General features: G+C 39.3%; 14 protein-coding genes. 12 read left to right on the top strand and 2 right to left on the bottom strand.

The features are described 5' to 3' along the window. From ESY88_RS15130 to ESY88_RS15105, 6 genes are all read left to right on the top strand, one after another. On the top strand, positions 1-160 hold a 160-nt coding region (locus ESY88_RS15130; RefSeq protein WP_147089840.1), incomplete at its 5' end, for a transposase. Positions 161-207: 47 nt separating this feature from the next. Then, a complete protein-coding gene (locus ESY88_RS15125) occupies positions 208-3,651 on the top strand; it encodes a DUF4175 family protein (RefSeq protein ID WP_147086084.1) in 3,444 nt (1,147 codons plus the stop codon). Then, on the top strand, positions 3,644-4,051 hold the full coding sequence (gene ybeY, locus ESY88_RS15120; RefSeq protein ID WP_147086083.1) for an rRNA maturation RNase YbeY: 408 nt from the start codon (positions 3,644-3,646) through the stop codon (positions 4,049-4,051). Before ESY88_RS15125 ends, ybeY begins: the two co-directional genes overlap by 8 nt. 84 nt (positions 4,052-4,135) lie before the next feature. Beyond that, the gene (gene mnmG / locus ESY88_RS15115; RefSeq protein ID WP_147086092.1) at positions 4,136-6,007 is read left to right on the top strand and encodes a tRNA uridine-5-carboxymethylaminomethyl(34) synthesis enzyme MnmG; all 1,872 of its coding nucleotides are present in this window, start codon (positions 4,136-4,138) and stop codon (positions 6,005-6,007) included. Between the two features lie 57 nt (positions 6,008-6,064). Continuing rightward, the gene (locus tag ESY88_RS15110; RefSeq protein ID WP_147086082.1) at positions 6,065-6,961 is read left to right on the top strand and encodes a class I SAM-dependent methyltransferase; all 897 of its coding nucleotides are present in this window, start codon (positions 6,065-6,067) and stop codon (positions 6,959-6,961) included. A 205-nt stretch (positions 6,962-7,166) separates the two neighbouring features. Then, a complete protein-coding gene (locus ESY88_RS15105) occupies positions 7,167-7,685 on the top strand; it encodes an OmpH family outer membrane protein (protein WP_147086081.1) in 519 nt (172 codons plus the stop codon). A 31-nt stretch (positions 7,686-7,716) separates the two neighbouring features. Here ESY88_RS15105 and ESY88_RS15100 read toward each other — a convergent pair whose 3' ends face one another. Then, on the bottom strand, positions 7,717-8,871 hold the full coding sequence (locus ESY88_RS15100; RefSeq protein ID WP_147086080.1) for a DNA polymerase III subunit: 1,155 nt from the start codon (positions 8,869-8,871) through the stop codon (positions 7,717-7,719). Positions 8,872-9,071: 200 nt separating this feature from the next. Here ESY88_RS15100 and ESY88_RS15095 point away from each other — a divergent pair, with 200 nt between their 5' ends. From ESY88_RS15095 to ESY88_RS15085, 3 genes are all read left to right on the top strand, one after another. After that, positions 9,072-10,259, top strand: a complete 1,188-nt coding sequence (locus tag ESY88_RS15095; protein WP_147086079.1) for a phosphoglycerate kinase — start codon at positions 9,072-9,074, stop codon at positions 10,257-10,259. Between the two features lie 136 nt (positions 10,260-10,395). Beyond that, positions 10,396-11,994, top strand: a complete 1,599-nt coding sequence (locus tag ESY88_RS15090) for a LysM peptidoglycan-binding domain-containing protein (RefSeq protein ID WP_147086078.1) — start codon at positions 10,396-10,398, stop codon at positions 11,992-11,994. A gap of 22 nt (positions 11,995-12,016) precedes the next feature. Continuing rightward, a complete protein-coding gene (locus ESY88_RS15085; protein ID WP_147086077.1) occupies positions 12,017-12,988 on the top strand; it encodes a DUF4837 family protein in 972 nt (323 codons plus the stop codon). An 87-nt stretch (positions 12,989-13,075) separates the two neighbouring features. Here the strand turns inward: ESY88_RS15085 and ESY88_RS15080 are convergent, their stop codons facing one another. After that, the gene (locus tag ESY88_RS15080; protein ID WP_147086076.1) at positions 13,076-13,321 is read right to left on the bottom strand and encodes a twin-arginine translocase TatA/TatE family subunit; all 246 of its coding nucleotides are present in this window, start codon (positions 13,319-13,321) and stop codon (positions 13,076-13,078) included. A 246-nt stretch (positions 13,322-13,567) separates the two neighbouring features. On the opposite strand from ESY88_RS15080, the gene ESY88_RS15075 reads away from it, so the two are divergent. From ESY88_RS15075 to ESY88_RS15065, 3 genes are read left to right on the top strand one after another with little or no spacing between them, the layout of a single operon-like run. Continuing rightward, on the top strand, positions 13,568-14,434 hold the full coding sequence (locus ESY88_RS15075; RefSeq protein ID WP_147086075.1) for a M23 family metallopeptidase: 867 nt from the start codon (positions 13,568-13,570) through the stop codon (positions 14,432-14,434). Next, positions 14,434-15,936, top strand: a complete 1,503-nt coding sequence (locus ESY88_RS15070; protein ID WP_147086074.1) for a GH3 auxin-responsive promoter family protein — start codon at positions 14,434-14,436, stop codon at positions 15,934-15,936. The genes ESY88_RS15075 and ESY88_RS15070 overlap by 1 nt, the downstream gene beginning before the upstream one ends. A gap of 29 nt (positions 15,937-15,965) precedes the next feature. Beyond that, complete coding sequence (locus ESY88_RS15065; RefSeq protein ID WP_147086073.1) at positions 15,966-17,654, top strand: DUF6909 family protein; 1,689 nt, start codon at positions 15,966-15,968, stop codon at positions 17,652-17,654. The last annotated feature ends 4 nt before the right edge of the window (positions 17,655-17,658 follow it).

Genomic DNA, 17,658 nt, shown 5'->3' with positions numbered 1-17,658 from the left:
TAATGCTAAACGGAATTTTACAGGAACGTACCATAAAATCAAGAAAAAATATCTGCAACTTTATCTAAACGAGTTTGTTTACAAGTTAAATCGAAGATATTTTGGTGAGCGAATCTTTGATAGACTAGTAATAGCAAGCATTACAGCTAATGGACACTAAACGGATATACAAAAATAAAATTGTAGTTTAGTGAGTTACTTGAATATATGGCACAAAACTTTTTAAATATACAGCAAAAATTAGAGCAGTTCGTCAAACGGTTTTACATTAATGAATTGTTGAAGGGGGTTATCCTGTTTTTTGCAATTGGTTTATTGTATTTCATGGCCACGTTGCTTATTGAGTATGTGTTATGGCTCAATCCCACGGCGAGGACGATTCTATTTTGGCTGTTTATCGCGGTTGAATTAACATTGTTTATCAAATTCATTGTCTTGCCGTTGGCCAAACTGTTCAAACTTCAAAAAGGCATCAATTTTGAAAAAGCGTCGCATATTATTGGCAGCCATTTCCCAGAAGTAAGTGATAAGCTTCTCAACGTACTGCAATTGCGTCAAAACAAGGCCCAATCGGAATTACTTTTGGCCAGTATTGAGCAGAAATCGGCCGAATTGAACCCCATTCCATTCAATTTTGCCATCAATTTCAATAAAAACGCTAAATACTTAAAATATGCTGCTATTCCAGTGCTTATTTTGCTCTTTGCCTATTTTACTGGCAAAATCAATTGGTTTAGTGATAGTTACCAGCGTGTTGTTAATTATAAGACGGCCTATGAACCTCCAGCGCCGTTTCAGTTTTTTGTGATCAATGAGAATTTAAAAGCTATTGAAAATAAGGATTTCAAACTCTTGGTTTCCACAGCTGGAGATATCATTCCAGAGAATGCACAAATCCATTACAACAATCAAACTTATTTTTTACAGCAAACCGCTCCTGGTAAATTCGAGTATGTTTTTACCCAACCAAAGGAGACGATTTCTTTTAATTTGTCGGCTAATGAGGTAGGCTCAAAAACCTATGATTTGGAGCTTATAAACACACCAACGCTGGTCAATTTTGAGATGGTATTGGAGTATCCGTCTTACACAAAAATGACCAATAACACTTTAAAAAGTACGGGAAATGCAACCGTTCCCGAGGGCACAAACGTGACCTGGCGCGTGAGCACAAAATCTACAGATGAAGTGAATTTGTATGCCAAGGACACTCTAATTTTTACAGCAACATCCAAAGGAAATTTTGAGGCCGCCAAGACCATTTATAGCAATACCGATTATAATATCTCCACCAGTAACGCCAATTTGATCAATTATGAGAATTTAGCCTTTTCACTCAGTGTCATCAAAGATAAGTATCCTGAGATGACTGTTAAGATGGAGAAGGACAGCTTAGATAATCAAAGCCTGTATTTTTACGGACAAGTAAGCGACGATTATGCCCTAAGTAAATTACAAATGGTGTATTACCCGTCCAACAGCCCTGAGCAGAAGTTATATAAAGGAATGAAGCTGTCAAAATCAAATTTTGATGAGTTTGTGAGTGCATTCCCAAATCAATTGGAATTGACTGAAGGTGTGGACTACGAACTTTATTTTCAAGTGTTCGATAATGATGCCATTCATAATTTCAAGAGTAGTAAAAGCCCGGTTTTTAGCTATAGAAAACTAACCAAGGATGAAGAGGAGCAAAAGCAACTCAAACAGCAGGATGAAACCATAAAAGACATTAGTAAAACCTTTGAGCAGCTGCAAAAGCAGGATAAGGAATTAAAAGAATTGTCTAAGACCCAAAAAGAAAAGAAGGAACTCAACTTTAACGATAAGAAAAAGTTTGAGAATTTCATACAGCGCCAAAAGGAGCAGGAGGAGTTGATGAAGAACTTCAACAAGAAGTTAAAGGACAATCTGCAGGAATTTCAAAAGGAAAATGAGGAGAAAGACCCGTTCAAGGAAGAGTTGCAAAAGCGATTGGATGAGAATGAAGCCCAACTGAAGCAAGATGAAAAACTTCTGGAGGAGCTGAAGAAACTTCAGGAGAAAATGAACAAAGAAGAACTCACTGAGAAGTTGGAGCAGTTGGCCAAGCAGAATAAAAATAAAGAGCGCAGCCTTAAACAATTGTTGGAGTTGACCAAACGCTATTATGTGCAGAAGAAAGCTGAAAAGTTAATGGAAGAATTGGAGCAATTGGCAGAGGAGCAAGAGCAGCTTTCTGAAGCGGAAAAGGAAAAGAACACCAAAGAAGCCCAAGAAGAACTAAACAAAAAGTTCGAAGACTTTCAGAAGGAATTGGATGCGCTTCAAAAGGAAAATAAAGAACTCAAAAAGCCGATGGAACTGCCACAAGACAAGCCAACAGAGGAGTCTATCAAGCAAGACCAAGAGGATGCCAAAGAAGCCTTAGAAGAACAACAAAAGCAAGACGAGCAGGAACAACAAAAGCCAGAGGAGCAAGCGCCCAGTGATAGTGGTCCCCAGCAGAAGGCCAAGAAAAAGCAGAAGCAGGCCGCTCAAAAAATGAAGGAGATGAGTAAGAAGATGGCCTCAATGATGGCTATGGGTGGTGGTGATCAATTGCAAGAGGATGCTACAGTCCTGCGGCAAATTCTTGACAATTTGGTATTGTTTTCCTTTGATCAAGAAGCCTTGATGGTACAGTTCAAAACCATGAACATCAACCACAACGAGTATGGTAAATACCTTCGGAAACAAAATGATCTACGGGAACATTTTGAGCATATCGATGATAGTCTGTTCTCACTGTCGTTAAGGCAACCAAAAATTTCGGAGGAGGTTAATAAACAGATTACAGAAGTATTTTATAATATCGATAAATCGCTTGGGCAATTGAGCGAGAATCAAATTTACCAAGGGGTTTCGGCACAGCAATATACAATCACTGCCACAAACGAGTTGGCAAGTTTCTTAAGCGATATCTTGGATAATATGAATGCGCAGATGAATCCATCCATGGGCAAAGGGAAAGGACAGGGTGAGCAATTGCCAGATATTATCATGAGCCAAGAGGCCTTAAACAAGATGATGGAAGATGGGATGAAAAAGGGAGGCGAAAAAGGCAAGAAACCCTCGGAAGGTAAAAGTGGGAAAGGCGAAGGTGATGGTGAGAAGGAAGGCGAGAATGGTAAACCGAAAGATGGAAAAGGTGGAAAGGATGGCAATTCTGAGTCTGGTCAAGATGCTAAGGGCAATGGGCAAAGTGAGCAAATGAATGGTGAGTTGTATGAAATTTACCAAAAGCAGCAGCAGTTGCGTCAACAGCTTGAAGAGCAATTGAAAAACATCAATAGCCAAAATGGAAGTAAGAACCTTGGAAAAAAATTACTTAAGGATATGGAACAGATTGAACTGGATTTGATCAATAAGGGCTTTACCAATCAAACCTTGCAAAAAATGATGAATCTACAGCATCAGTTGTTAAAGTTGGAAAATGCAAGCTTCATGCAAGGCGAAGACGAAAAACGTAAAGCAGATACAAACAGACAAGAATTTGACAATACTACAACCAATCAAATCCCTACGGCTAAGGAATATTTCAATACCACTGAAATATTAAATCGCCAGGCCTTACCTTTGCAGCAAATTTACAAAAAGAAGGTGCAAGCCTATTTTAAAAAGAGCGATGATTAATTTCAATTACGAGACTGAATTTAAATTAACCAATGAGACAAACCTGGCTGCATGGTTAACTTCGGTAATAGCTTCGGAAGAGCACAAGGAAGGTGAGATCAATTACGTATTCTGCGATGATGACTATCTGCACAAGCTTAACCTAGAGTTTCTGGAACACGATACTTTGACCGATATCATAAGCTTTGACTATAGCATCGGAAAGGAGCTACACGGTGATATTTATATTTCCGTAGAGCGGGTAAGGGAAAATGCTTCGGAATACAGTACGGATTTTGAAGAGGAATTACAGCGGGTTATGGTTCATGGGATTCTCCACTATTGCGGCTACAAGGATAAGACCGAAAGCGAACAGAACGCGATGCGTGCCAAAGAAGATCTGTACTTAATTCGACTGTAGCCATTACTCAATTTACTTTATGTTTGCAACCCAAATTTAAAACGGGATTTTTTAATGTTCCACGTGGAACAATACGATATAATTATGTTTAACGAAACTTATGACGTCATTGTAGTTGGTGCTGGGCACGCAGGTAGCGAGGCCGCGTCATCTGCAGCCAATATGGGTGCTAAGACCTTGCTGATCACCATGAACCTTCAAAATATTGCACAAATGTCTTGCAACCCGGCGATGGGAGGTATTGCGAAAGGGCAAATATTGAGAGAGATTGATGCTTTGGGAGGCTATAGCGGGATCGTGAGTGACAGCTCTGCCATCCAATTTAAGATGTTGAATAAATCCAAAGGTCCCGCAATGTGGAGCCCAAGGGTGCAAAGTGACCGTATGCGTTTTGCCGAGGATTGGAGATTGATGTTGGAGCGTACTGAAAATTTGGATTTCTATCAAGAAATGGTTGCGGGTTTGCTGGTAGAGAATCATCGCGTTGTCGGTGTAAAAACCTCACTGGGAATAGAAGTCAAGGCCAAAACCGTTATCCTTACCAATGGTACTTTCCTAAACGGACTCATACACATTGGAAATAAAAATTTTGGTGGAGGCAGAGCGGGGGAAAGGGCTGCTACCGGAATTACGGAAGACCTGCTGAATCTAGGTTTTGAATCGGGTAGAATGAAAACTGGGACGCCGCCACGGGTAGATGGTAGATCTTTGGACTATTCTAAAATGACAGAACAGCCGGGTGATGAAATGCCTGAAAAATTCTCTTACTTGGAAAGTATCAAACCATTGACTGAGCAGCGTTCTTGCCACATGACCCACACAAGCAAAGAGGTGCACGATTTACTGCGTGAAGGGTTTGATAGATCGCCAATGTTCAATGGTCAAATCCAGAGTACCGGACCACGCTATTGTCCTTCTATTGAGGATAAGATCAATAGGTTTGCAGACAAAGACCATCATCAATTATTCGTTGAGCCAGAAGGCTGGAAAACGGTTGAGGTTTACGTCAATGGTTTCTCTACATCTTTACCTGAGGATATCCAGTTTAAAGCCTTGCGATCTGTTGTGGGTTTTGAGAAGGTTAAATTCTTCAGACCGGGGTACGCGATAGAATACGATTACTTTCCGCCGACACAACTAAAGCACACTTTGGAAACCAAGCTTGTAGATGGCCTGTTTTTCGCTGGTCAAATTAATGGCACCACAGGATATGAAGAAGCGGCGTCCCAAGGATTAATGGCTGGTATCAATGCAGCCTTGAAAGTGCAGGAAAAGGACGAGTTTATATTAAAACGAAATGAAGCCTACATTGGGGTATTGGTTGACGATCTCATTACAAAGGGTACAGAGGAGCCTTATCGAATGTTTACCTCTAGGGCAGAATACCGAACCCTATTGAGACAGGATAATGCAGATTTCAGATTGACCCCTAAAGGTTACGAATTGGGACTTGCGAGCGAAGCCCGTTTGAAACGTATGGAGAAAAAGCAGACAGAATCTGAAAATTTTGTTGACTTTTTTAAAGACACCAGTTTTAGTCCGGAGGAGGCCAATCCTATTTTAGTGGCTAAAGATTCGGCTGAGGTCAAACAGGCCGATAAAATGTTTAAATTGTTTTCGAGACCCAAGATAAGCATCGAAGATATGCGACAATTTAATAGTGTTGAAAGCTACATTCAAGAGCATGATTTGGATCGTGAAGTTATTGAGCAAGCCGAAATCCAAGTAAAATATGCCGGCTATATTAAGAAGGAAAAGAACAATGCTGATAAGTTAAACAGGTTGGAAGATGTGAGAATTCCAGATCATTTTGACTACACCAAGTTGAAATCCATGAGTACAGAAGGCATTCAGAAATTGGGCAAGATTAGACCAGTGACCATATCACAGGCCTCTAGGATTTCAGGTGTCTCTCCTAGCGATGTCTCTGTGCTTTTAGTTTATCTAGGGCGCTAATTGAACCTTTAAAAATTAAATGTTCCACGTGGAACCTTACTTCAAAAAATCCTTTCTGTGTTAAAGCAAAGTCATCCCCATGCATACCTTGAGGTCAAAGACCATTCGGTTTCAGGCGAGAGTTTTCAATTGGTTCTCAATTCAAAGTGGGACTATTTGGAGACCCATCCCAAACCCGATATGGATACATTGGCCGACTATTATGAAAGCGAGGATTATATTTCACACACCGATGCGAGTCGAAATCCCCTTGAAAAAGTGTACCAAATCGTTAAATCGGTTTCCTTAAAACGCAAATTGAAATTGATCAATTCCGTTTCTAATTTCAAGGTTGATGCTCAACCTTCGGAAGAAAAAAAATTATTGGATGTTGGATGTGGCACGGGAGATTTTTTGAAAACCGCAAAAGACAATCAATGGCATATTACAGGAATCGAGCCGAACGAAAAGGCCCGAAGCATCGCCATTGATAAATGCGGTAAAGCGATACTTGATACGGATGCACTTTCAAAATTGCCGCCACAGCATTTTGATGTCATTACCCTATGGCATGTTTTGGAGCATCTCCCCAATTTGCAAGATCAATTGGCATTATTTGTAGGTTTATTGAAGCCAAAAGGAACACTCATCATTGCGGTGCCAAATTACAACAGTTACGATGCGAAACATTATAAACAGTTTTGGGCGGCATTTGATGTGCCTAGACATTTGTGGCATTTTTCTCAGGAAGCCATTAACCGATTATTGCTAGCGAATAATATGAAAGTGATTAATACCAAACCCATGGTATTTGATGCTTTTTATGTGGCATTACTTTCAGAAAAATATAAATCGGGAACAATGAATGCATTCAAGGCATTTTGGCAGGGTTTGAAATCAAATTGGAAAGCTACGACGAGCAGCGAGTATTCATCACTCATTTATATCGCCAAAATGAATAATAACGCGAAATAAGCGCGTTTAAGGATGCTTGGGATTCAATCTTAGGTCTCTATATGGCAAATCTTCAAAACTTTGTAAGATTCAATATTTAGGACCCGTCTTTAATAGCGTTTATTAATGTCTTATAGCTTTTTTATAGATAATTTGAATAGTCCAAGATTTATTTTGATAATGAAGCAACTTTCATACATTTGCAAAAAATATAAAACAACAAACAATGAGAAAATTAGTAGGTCTATTTTCAGTAGCACTTATCTTGGCTTCTTGCCAAGAACAACAAAAAATCGCTTTTGTGAATAATGGAGAGGTAATCAATGCTTACACCGAGAAAATCGAAATCGAGGCAAAATATGAAAAAATGGATGCCGATTTCCAAAAACGCACCGATAGCATAGGACAGGCGTTTCAAACGGAAGCTCAGGATTTTCAAACCAAGGCAGCTAACATGTCACAACAAGAGCAGCAAGAGCAGTACCAAGTATTGGGTCAAAAACAACAACGTCTACAGCAGCAAATTCAGCAAGAACAGCAACAATTAGGGCAAAAGTTCAATGTTGAAATTGATTCTGCAATGAGCCACGTGAAGCAATTCGTTACTGATTATGGTAAGGAAAATGGTTACACGTTCATTTTAGGTAAAAATGAAGCGGGCAGCGTTATGTATGGAGAGGAAGCTAAAGACATTTCCAAAGAAATCATTGAAGCACTCAATGCAGATTATAAAAAAGCAGAGTAAACAATTATAGTAGCAATCTTAAAAAGCCGACTCATGAGTCGGCTTTTTGATGTAAAAGGCGGGTCAGTTTTATGGATAGGTCTGTAAGAATGATTTTTGAATTGCCGTTGCGCTCAATATGATAAATGGCATCTTGAAGCTCGCTAGAAATCTCCATGATGTTGTTGCCATGAACAAAAGGGGCAAATTTCTCTAATTTAAATTCGGTTTGTGGCTGCATAAACACCAAGTCATCTGCTTTGTAATTCAAAAGCAAAGCTTGCCTAAAATAATCCAAACAAAAATTTAGGAATTGCTTTTGAGTCTCTCGTCCTGTCCTAGCCAATGTTTCGCTCCACGACATCAAATCATGAATGGCGCTTTTATTCCCCTTGGCTTTAAAGGCAGCGCGAATCCAATATACAAACCACTCCTCAAACTGCGTATCTTCACTGTCGCTATACACCAAATCGCAGGCTTTATTGTAATTGCCGTTACTTTGTAGCGCGATTTTTAAAGCATCTGCTTCTTTGAGTTGAAAGTTTTTAACGAGCGCCTCCTTTATGACCTGCTCTGCCAATCGTGGAAATCTTAGAAGTTGGCATCGGGACTTAATCGTATTTATAATTTGTTCTTCATCTTCTGCAATTAAGATAAAAATCGTTTTGTCTGGTGGTTCTTCAATGAGTTTCAAAAGCTTGTTGGAGGCTGCAGTATTCATTTTTTCTGCCATCCAAACGATCATTAGCTTAAACCCGCCTTCATAGGCTTTTAGAGACAATGATTTCACAATTTCTTGAGCTTCATCCACGCCAATTTGACCTTGTTTGTTTTCTATACCTAAGGTTCTATACCAGTCAAACAAGTTGCCATAGGGCTGTTTTTCAATAAGTTGTCGCCACTCCTGCATAAAGAGTTTTGATACTGGATGTTTCTTTACTGCCTCTGTTGTCGCAACGGGGAAGGCGAAATGCAGATCAGGGTGTGAAAGGTTTTTAAACTTCATATTGCAAGCTTCCTTGCCCTGAGAGTTTTCAGAATTTGTGTTCTTGCAAAGCAAGTATTGGGCATAGGCAATTGCCATGGGTAATGTGCCTGAACCTTCAGGTCCCACAAATAACTGCGCATGCGGCACCCGACCAAAATCGGCACTTGTGGTCAAGTGTTTTTTGATGTGCTCTTGTCCTAAAATTTCTGAAAACAACATAGAGCAAACCTACATATTTTTTTTGATTCTTTATAGCACGAAACCAATGAAGCATCGAGTTGCTTAGCAGTTTTTTAAATTTTCTGAATTATATTTGAAAGCAGCACAAATCTCAGCGCTGCAATGGTTTTCTTGAAAATCCAATTCAAAGACGAATGATAATTACTTACATTTGTGTTCTAACATCAAAATACAGAGCAATGAAAACAATAAACGATTTTAATTTTAAAAATAAGAAAGCGTTGATACGCGTCGATTTTAATGTCCCTTTAAATGATGCATTTGAAGTGACCGATGCCAACAGAATTGAATCTGCAAAACCTACCATCATGAAGATTCTTGAAGATGGCGGAAGTTGTATTTTGATGTCACACCTTGGAAGACCGAAGGGGGTACAAGACAAATTTTCTTTGAAACATATTGTTAAAAAAGTAGAGGATGTCTTAGGGGTAGAGGTCAAGTTTGCCACTGATAGTGTTGGAGAAGCAGCCCAAAAAGCAGTTGCAAACCTACAACCAGGGGAAATTGTAATGTTGGAGAACCTGCGATTTCATGAAGAGGAAACTAGCGGTGATGCTGAATTTGCTGAGAAACTATCCAAATTAGGAGATATTTACGTCAACGATGCCTTTGGAACCGCACATAGAGCGCATGCATCCACTACGGTGATTGCTCAGTTTTTTCCAGATAAAAAATGCTTCGGAAAATTACTCGCTCAAGAGATCGAAAGTATTGATAAGGTCATGAAAACTGGCGAAAAGCCGGTTTTGGCAATTTTAGGTGGTGCAAAAGTGTCTTCTAAAATAACCATTATTGAAAACATTCTGGATAAGGTGGACCACTTGATCATTGGCGGAGGTATGACGTACACGTTTATAAAAGCCCAAGGCGGAAAAGTTGGCGATTCTATCTGTGAGGATGATAAAATGGAATTAGCGCTGGAAATTTTAAACGAAGCCAAAGCTAAAAATGTTAAAATACACTTGCCTGTGGACGTGGTCGCAGCAGATGATTTTGCAAACGATGCCAATACTCAAATTGTTGAAGTCGATAAAATTCCTGATGGTTGGCAAGGTCTGGACGCAGGACCAAAAACCAATCAAATGTTCCACGATGTGGTGCTGAAATGCAAAACCATTTTATGGAACGGACCTTTGGGTGTTTTTGAAATGGAAAACTTTGCGAAAGGCACAATTTCTTTAGGAGAGGCTATAGCTGAAGCAACTAAGAATGGCGCCTTTTCACTTGTAGGTGGTGGTGATTCCGTTTCTGCAGTAAAACAGTTTGGCTTTGAAAATAAGGTAAGTTATGTGAGCACTGGAGGTGGAGCCATGCTAGAGAGTTTGGAAGGTAAGACCTTACCGGGCATTGCGGCGATATTGGACTAAATTGTTTTGGCCTGCTCTAGTGTTAGCACTATTTAAGGCGCAGATGGGCTGTTAAAACCTAAATCTCTCTTTCATTAGAGCAAAAAAAATACGATTTTCGTCAATCTATCGTTGATAGATAAAACTACTGTTGTCAATGAAGCTTAAGCTATTTACCCTAAGTCTAGCATTTTTATGCTTCGGAAGGATTTCTTTTTCCCAGAATCCCATTCCGCAGTCATCTGAAAAATCGCGTATTTCCAAAGCCGATTTCATCGATGGCGAAACCTATGTTGTCGATACTATTATCGATGGCAAATCTTTTTACAGAAAAGAATTCAAAATTGAGGAAGCACTAGATCTTGCTGCGATGAAAGCTCTAAAAGACCATAAAATCGCCGCCGCAATAGACCAAAAGTGGTTGGAAGAACTGTACAGCAATAACCTGTTTGATAGTATTTATGAATCGGTCACTGAGATGGATTATACTGAAGTGGATTATCCAGAGTTGCCTACCGATACCCTGAAGCTGAGACTTGAGCAGCTCAATGCCCGAACGCCTTTTAACATTGCATACAATCCCTCATTGGAGAATGTGATAAAATCTTATTTAAAACATCGTAGAAATTCATTGTCGCGATTAATGACTTTGAGTGATTATTATTTTCCATTATTTGAGGAATCATTAGATAATTACGACATTCCCTTGGAGGTCAAATATTTGGCAATCGTAGAGTCGGCATTAAAACCGCGTGCAAAATCTCGCGTTGGTGCCACTGGGCTTTGGCAATTCATGTTTGCTACTGGTAAAGAATATGACCTTAGCGTAAGTAGCTATGTTGATGAGCGCAGTGACCCAGTGAAGTCAACGGTTGCAGCCAGTAAATATTTGGCAAAGCTTTACGAGATTTTTGGCGACTGGGATTTGGCGCTTGCAGCTTATAATTCTGGCCCAGGCAACGTGAGCAAAGCGATTAGAAGATCTGGAGGTTATGAGAACTATTGGAATATTAGACCTTATCTTCCACGTGAAACGGCTGGTTATTTACCGGCATTTTTAGCAACCATGTACATTTTCGAGTTTGCTGAAGAGCACGGGTTCAAAAAAGAACGACCTAACTATCATTATGTGGAAACAGACACCATTCATGTTAAAAAAATGATCACCTTAGATCAGGTTTCAGAATTATTGGAGGTACCCATTGAGGAGCTTCAGTTTTTAAATCCTTCCTATAAATTGGATGTAATTCCTTACATAGAAGGTAAAAATTATACTTTGAGACTTCCCAGATCTGTAGTGGGTAAGTTTGTAAGCAATGAAGATGCGATCTACAATTTTGCCCAATTGGAGTTTGATAAGCGTGAAAAACCGCTTCCTCAATTTTTTGACAGCAATAGTAAATCCACGTATCGGGTAAGTTCTGGAGATTATTTAGGAAAAATAGCCAGAAAGTATGGAGTACGGGTAAGCCAGATAAAGAGTTGGAATGGGTTGAGAAGCAATAATTTGAAAGTCGGCCAACGCTTAACCATCTATCCTAATAATCCTTCTGCTAGCAAAACGCCCGTGGGTACGGTAACTCCAAAAAAAACGGTTAATTCAGCAGGTAAAACCACCTATAAAGTTAAGCAAGGTGATTCGATTTGGAGCATATCCCAAAAATTTCCTGGTGTTTCTGTAGATAATATTAAAGAATGGAACGATATTAGTGGTAACAATTTAAAAATAGGAACCACGCTTATTGTTTCAAAATGAGCTCGTGTAAACGCAACCAATAATGAAAAGTACATTCTTAATTCTAATCAGTTTAATTTTTTGTTTCTCGTGTCAAGATGAAGACGCCAAGAGAATTGTTTCAAGTTCTTCTGGAAACATTAATAGTATCGTTGTTGTGGCCGACAACCTTTTATGGGAAAACAATGTTGGTGAGACCATAAGGAGAGTCTTGGCAGCCCCGGTAGAAGGTCTTTCGGTTGAAGAACCTTTATTTGCCATGAAACAAATGCCACCTGAGGTATTTGAAGGGTTTGCAAGAAAGAACAGAACGGTTCTCAAAATTGAAAAAGGAAAGGAAGCCAATACCCAAATAGCACAAGATAGTTATGCTAGGCCGCAAATCGTGGTGGTCATTTCTGGCAAAACCAACGAAGAAATCATTGAACAGATAGAAATGAACGCGGCAAAGATCATTGACGCTTTTAATAAACAAGAAATCACTGAAAAGCAGAGACGCATCTCTAAATCGCTTTTTAATGATAAGGATTTAGAAAAAGACTTGGGTGTTTCTATGAACTTTCCAACCGCTTATCGTATGGCAAAGGCCGAAGATAATTTCTTTTGGTTAAGACGTGATATTAAAACAGGCACTATTGATATGATGGTCTATGAGGTGCCTTTATCTGCTATTAGATCTGGAGACAGCACTGTGGTCGATATTGTTAGAGTACGTGACAGTGTGGGTAAAAAATACATTGAAGGGCCTTTGGAAGGTTCATATTTGGCAACGGAAGATGCCTTTACACCCTTTATTTCCAAAACCATTTTAGATAATAAACCGGCCTATGAGACCAAAGGGCTTTGGGATGTGAAGAATGCATTCATGTCTGGGCCGTTTATCAATTACGCCATTGAAGACAAGATCAATAATAGATATGTGATTATTGAAGGTTATGTGTTTGCCCCTTCAGTAGAGAAAAGAGATTACATGTTTGAGTTGGAGTCGATCCTTAAAAGTGCGAGTATCAAATAGCCATTTGCCATTAATAAACCACAATAAAAAAGGGTCAACTTTATAAAGTTGACCCTTTTTTATTGTGGTTTATGTAGAAAAAAAGGTTTAATGCGTTCGATCTTCTTTCTTATCAACTGGAGAAGGCGTTGGCGTTTGGGTTGAAGACTGAGCCTGAGTAGGTGAGGGGTTTTCATCTTCTTCCTTACTGGCGTCCTTAAATTCCTTAATGCCACTACCTAGGCCTCGCATGAGTTCAGGAATTTTTTTACCTCCAAATAAAAGTAACACGACAATGACAATTAAAATAATTTGCCATGCCCCGAAAGCTAAGAATATACTTGATGCTGTCATAATGATGAATTTAGTGGCACAAATTTAATAATTAAACTTCAATATATGCGTTAATACTCTTTTAATTATAACTATTGACCTTTGTAAAACTTCGAATAGTCAATTGAGAAGCCTTGAATTTTTAAGGCTCTATCATAGTTACGAAAAAAAAAGGCATCTGGTTTTATTTAAACCTTATTACCTATTCAAGGAAACTTTGGTAGCTTCAACAGAACTTGGGCATATTTTATTTAATTTTGTGGCACAATGGCGAAAACGGAAAAAAACAAGAAATTCAAAAAAAAGTTACTTCACAAATACCGTTTAGTGGTATTGAACGAGGACACCTTTGAAGAGCGTTTTGCGATCAAGTTAACCCGTTTAAATGTGTTTGTCATTGTTGCAATAAGTTCAATTTTGCTTGTTGCAGGCACCATTTTTCTAATTGCCTTTACTTCCTTAAAAGAATTCATACCAGGCTATTCTTCGACCGCTTTGAAAAAGAAAGCCACATTTTTGAATTATAAAACCGATTCTTTACAAAATGTCATAAACCTCAACGAACAATACTACGGTTCGATTAAAAAGGTGCTTACTGGCGATATTAAAGCGGTAAATATTAATAAAGACTCCTTGATTGAAGCTGCTAAAATTGATGCCGACAACATTAATTTGACACCCTCAAAAGAAGATTCCATTTTAAGGGAATTGGTGGACAAAGAAGACAAGTACAACCTTTTTGATGCAGCAAAATCCACCTCAAATTTTGTATTGTTTCCACCTGTAAATGGTCAGATTTCTGAAGGCTATGATATCAAGAACAAACATTATGCAGTAGATATAGTGGTGCCCAATAATACGCCAGTCAAGGCCACAGCAGATGGTACTATTATCTTTGCCGAATGGACCATTGAAACAGGGTACGTCATTATAATCGAGCACAGCTATGAGCTCATTTCGGTTTATAAGCACAATGCATCCTTAACAAAAGAACAAGGGGATCTTGTAAAATCTGGCGAAGTTATTGCCATGACAGGAAACACAGGGGAGCTTACCACGGGACCACACTTACATTTTGAGCTTTGGAATAGAGGCTATCCTTTAAACCCAACTAACTTTATAGACTTTAATTAATGCTATCCATAAAACCTTTTTTAGCCAAACTATTTGCCAAAAGCGTAAAGCGGTCTGTTTTAAAATGGGTCAACACGCCTTTAGAAACCCAGCAAAAGGTTTTTGAAAAACTCATTGAAGAAGCGAGTCATACCGTTTTTGGTCAAGATCATGGTTTTTCAGAAATTAAGACCTATCAAGATTTTGCAAAAAGGGTACCTATTAGGGACTACGAAGATTTAAAGCCTTACGTAGATCGTGTTGTGGCTGGAGAAGAAGATGTGCTTTGGAAGGGGAAGCCGCTTTATTTCGCAAAAACATCGGGTACCACATCAGGGGCAAAATACATCCCCTTGACCAAAGAGAGCATGCCCACACACGTAGAAGCCGCCCGAAATGCAATTCTCCTCTACATTGCCGAAACTGGCAATAGTGGTCTTGTAGATGGCAAAATGATCTTTTTACAGGGAAGCCCAATCTTAAACGAAAAGAATGGCATTCAATTGGGGCGATTATCTGGGATTGTGGCCCATTATGTGCCTAAATATTTACAAAAAAACCGAATGCCTTCATGGGAAACCAACTGCATTGAAGATTGGGAAACCAAAGTGGAAGCCATTGTTGAAGAAACTTTACCAGAGGATATGACTGTGATTTCAGGCATCCCTTCCTGGGTGCAAATGTATTTTGAAAAAATTCTTGAAAAAACCGGCAAAAAAGTGGGCGAGGTATTCCCAAATTTCAACTTGTTTATTTTTGGAGGTGTCAACTTTGAACCTTACCGGTCAAAATTTGAGAACTTGATTGGACGTAAGGTGGATAGCATAGAACTCTATCCTGCCAGTGAAGGGTTTTTTGCCTATCAAGATAAACAACATGAAAAAGGGATGTTGCTTCAGTTAAATTCTGGCATGTTCTATGAATTTGTTGAAGCTGAAACCTTTTTTGAAGAGCAGCCCGAGCGATTAACCATCGCCAATGTAAAAACGGGCGTTAATTACGTGATGCTGATTTCTACAAATGCGGGGCTATGGGCTTACAACATTGGCGATACCATTCAATTTACCTCCATAAAACCGTATCGCATCATTGTTTCTGGGCGTATCAAACATTTTATATCTGCCTTTGGTGAGCACGTGATAGGATCGGAGGTTGAGCAGGCGCTAAAAATAGCTACGGAAGTTTCTAAGATTCAGGTCTCAGAGTTTACGGTTGCCCCACAAATCAATCCGAGCGCTGGCTTGCCCTATCACGAATGGTTTATAGAATTTGAAAATGAACCCGAAAACCCTTCCGCATTAGCGAAAGACATAGACCAATCCTTACAGAATCAAAATAGCTATTATAAGGATTTGATTTTAGGCAAGGTACTTCAGCCATTAAAAATAACAGCAGTAAAAAAGAACGGATTTCAGGATTATATGAAATCCATCGGCAAATTGGGAGGCCAAAACAAATTGCCACGGTTGGCGAACGATCGTAAAATAGCCGACGCGTTGCTGCAAGAGGATTTACTTAATTAATGCTATATTTGCCCGCAAATTAACAGTAAATGAACAAAAAGAAATATCACGAAAGAACCAGGGCGCAAGAAAGCTCAAATGCTATTGAAAGGATGTACATCACGATGCGCCACCTTTTTAATAGAGGTTTTTATAAGCCAATGGGCATTTCGGGCGAAACCTTGAGGGAGTCGCTTTTAATTTTAAGACCAGAAATTTACGGCTCCATTGCCGATGAAAAGGCTGAGCTTGAAGGCTTATTATATGTTATCGATAGATTGCCTCAGGGAATTGAGGAGTGTACCTTTATCAATTTAACTAGTGATGAAGGCTACGGAAACTCACATTTTAAGACCATCATACCTCCAAAACGACGACGCAACTGCTACCGTATTGATGATGAACAGATGAATATTGAAGTCACCCGAGGCCGATCTGAAATATACGACATCCTTACCCACCTTACCTTTATGTTCGTGGAGTCTCATAAGATTAGTAAAAAAGTACTTATAGATGAGAATGGCGCTACCACAAGGGATTGGGTAAAGCTTGAAAACGCGGTGCTATCTACAAAAAAACTCACTCAAAAAGAACGGGAAATAGCCTTAACGCATACTGCCAACATATTGGGTAGAACCTTTGATGAGCTTACCAATGCGCACCATCAATTTACTACCAACACCAAACCAGAGCGCTTGCTTCACGTGGTGTATTGGTTGGGCAAATTGGCCATTGAAGAGGTCATCAACAACAATAAACGAACCGTCACTTTTAGCCCAGTGTTAAGAGAGCGTTTGGGGCATCACATACACGGTGAGATTTGGGCCGATCATATCAAGGAAACCTTACATAAAAACAAGCTCATTAACCGACCAATACACATTATTAGTGCCAATATGCACAGTGTGATGAATTCCATTTTTGCGCCAAATGCCCTTAAAGGCATGGCTAATAAAAAGGATATTTTTTCGGTTTACGAAGCCCTGAGTAAAAGTGATAGTGAGACCATTAGAAATAAAGTGACCAAGGAGGCCTTACAAAATGGAATGATCTACATCAAGGACACTTCTGGAACCAATATTGACGTACAGATTTTTGATACTGAAAAAATAGATTTTTCAAAGTCCGATTTTAAGGTAGGAAAGTCCTTTGAAGACGGCGAAAAACCCGTAATAATTGTTATGGATTATGCCTTTGGGGAACAAGCTTATGAAACCATGGATGAGCTGCTAAAGCCATTCAAGGTTGATAAGGAAAAGGTGTTTTTAAATGTTGAGTCGGTCTCCTTAATGGGAAAAGCCGGTATTTTGGAAGGCGGAAAAGGCGACATTATGATCCCGTCTGCACACATTTTTGAGGGTACTGCCGATAATTATCCGTTTCACAACGAACTTTCAAAAAGCCATTTAGACAACCAAGGTGTGGCCATTTGTGAAGGCACAATGATTACAGTATTAGGGACCTCTTTGCAAAACAAGGAAATCTTGAAATTCTTCTTCAATTCCACTTGGAATGTGATTGGTTTGGAAATGGAAGGGGCACACTATCAAAAAGCCATACAGGCAGCTGCAAAGGTGCGTGGTAGCATTAGACCAGATGTGAAAGTGAGATACGCTTACTATGCGAGTGATAACCCTTTAGAAACTGGGGGCACTTTAGCATCTGGTGGTTTAGGCACTTCTGGCGTAAAACCAACTTATTTGATTACCAGAACCATTTTAGGACAGATATTTAATTAACTAA

Origin of the sequence: Subsaximicrobium wynnwilliamsii, from assembly GCF_007997225.1 — a bacterium.
Taxonomy (GTDB): domain Bacteria; phylum Bacteroidota; class Bacteroidia; order Flavobacteriales; family Flavobacteriaceae; genus Psychroserpens; species Psychroserpens wynnwilliamsii.
Note: the sequence above shows the minus strand (reverse complement) of the source record. Positions and strands in the feature narration are given on the sequence as shown.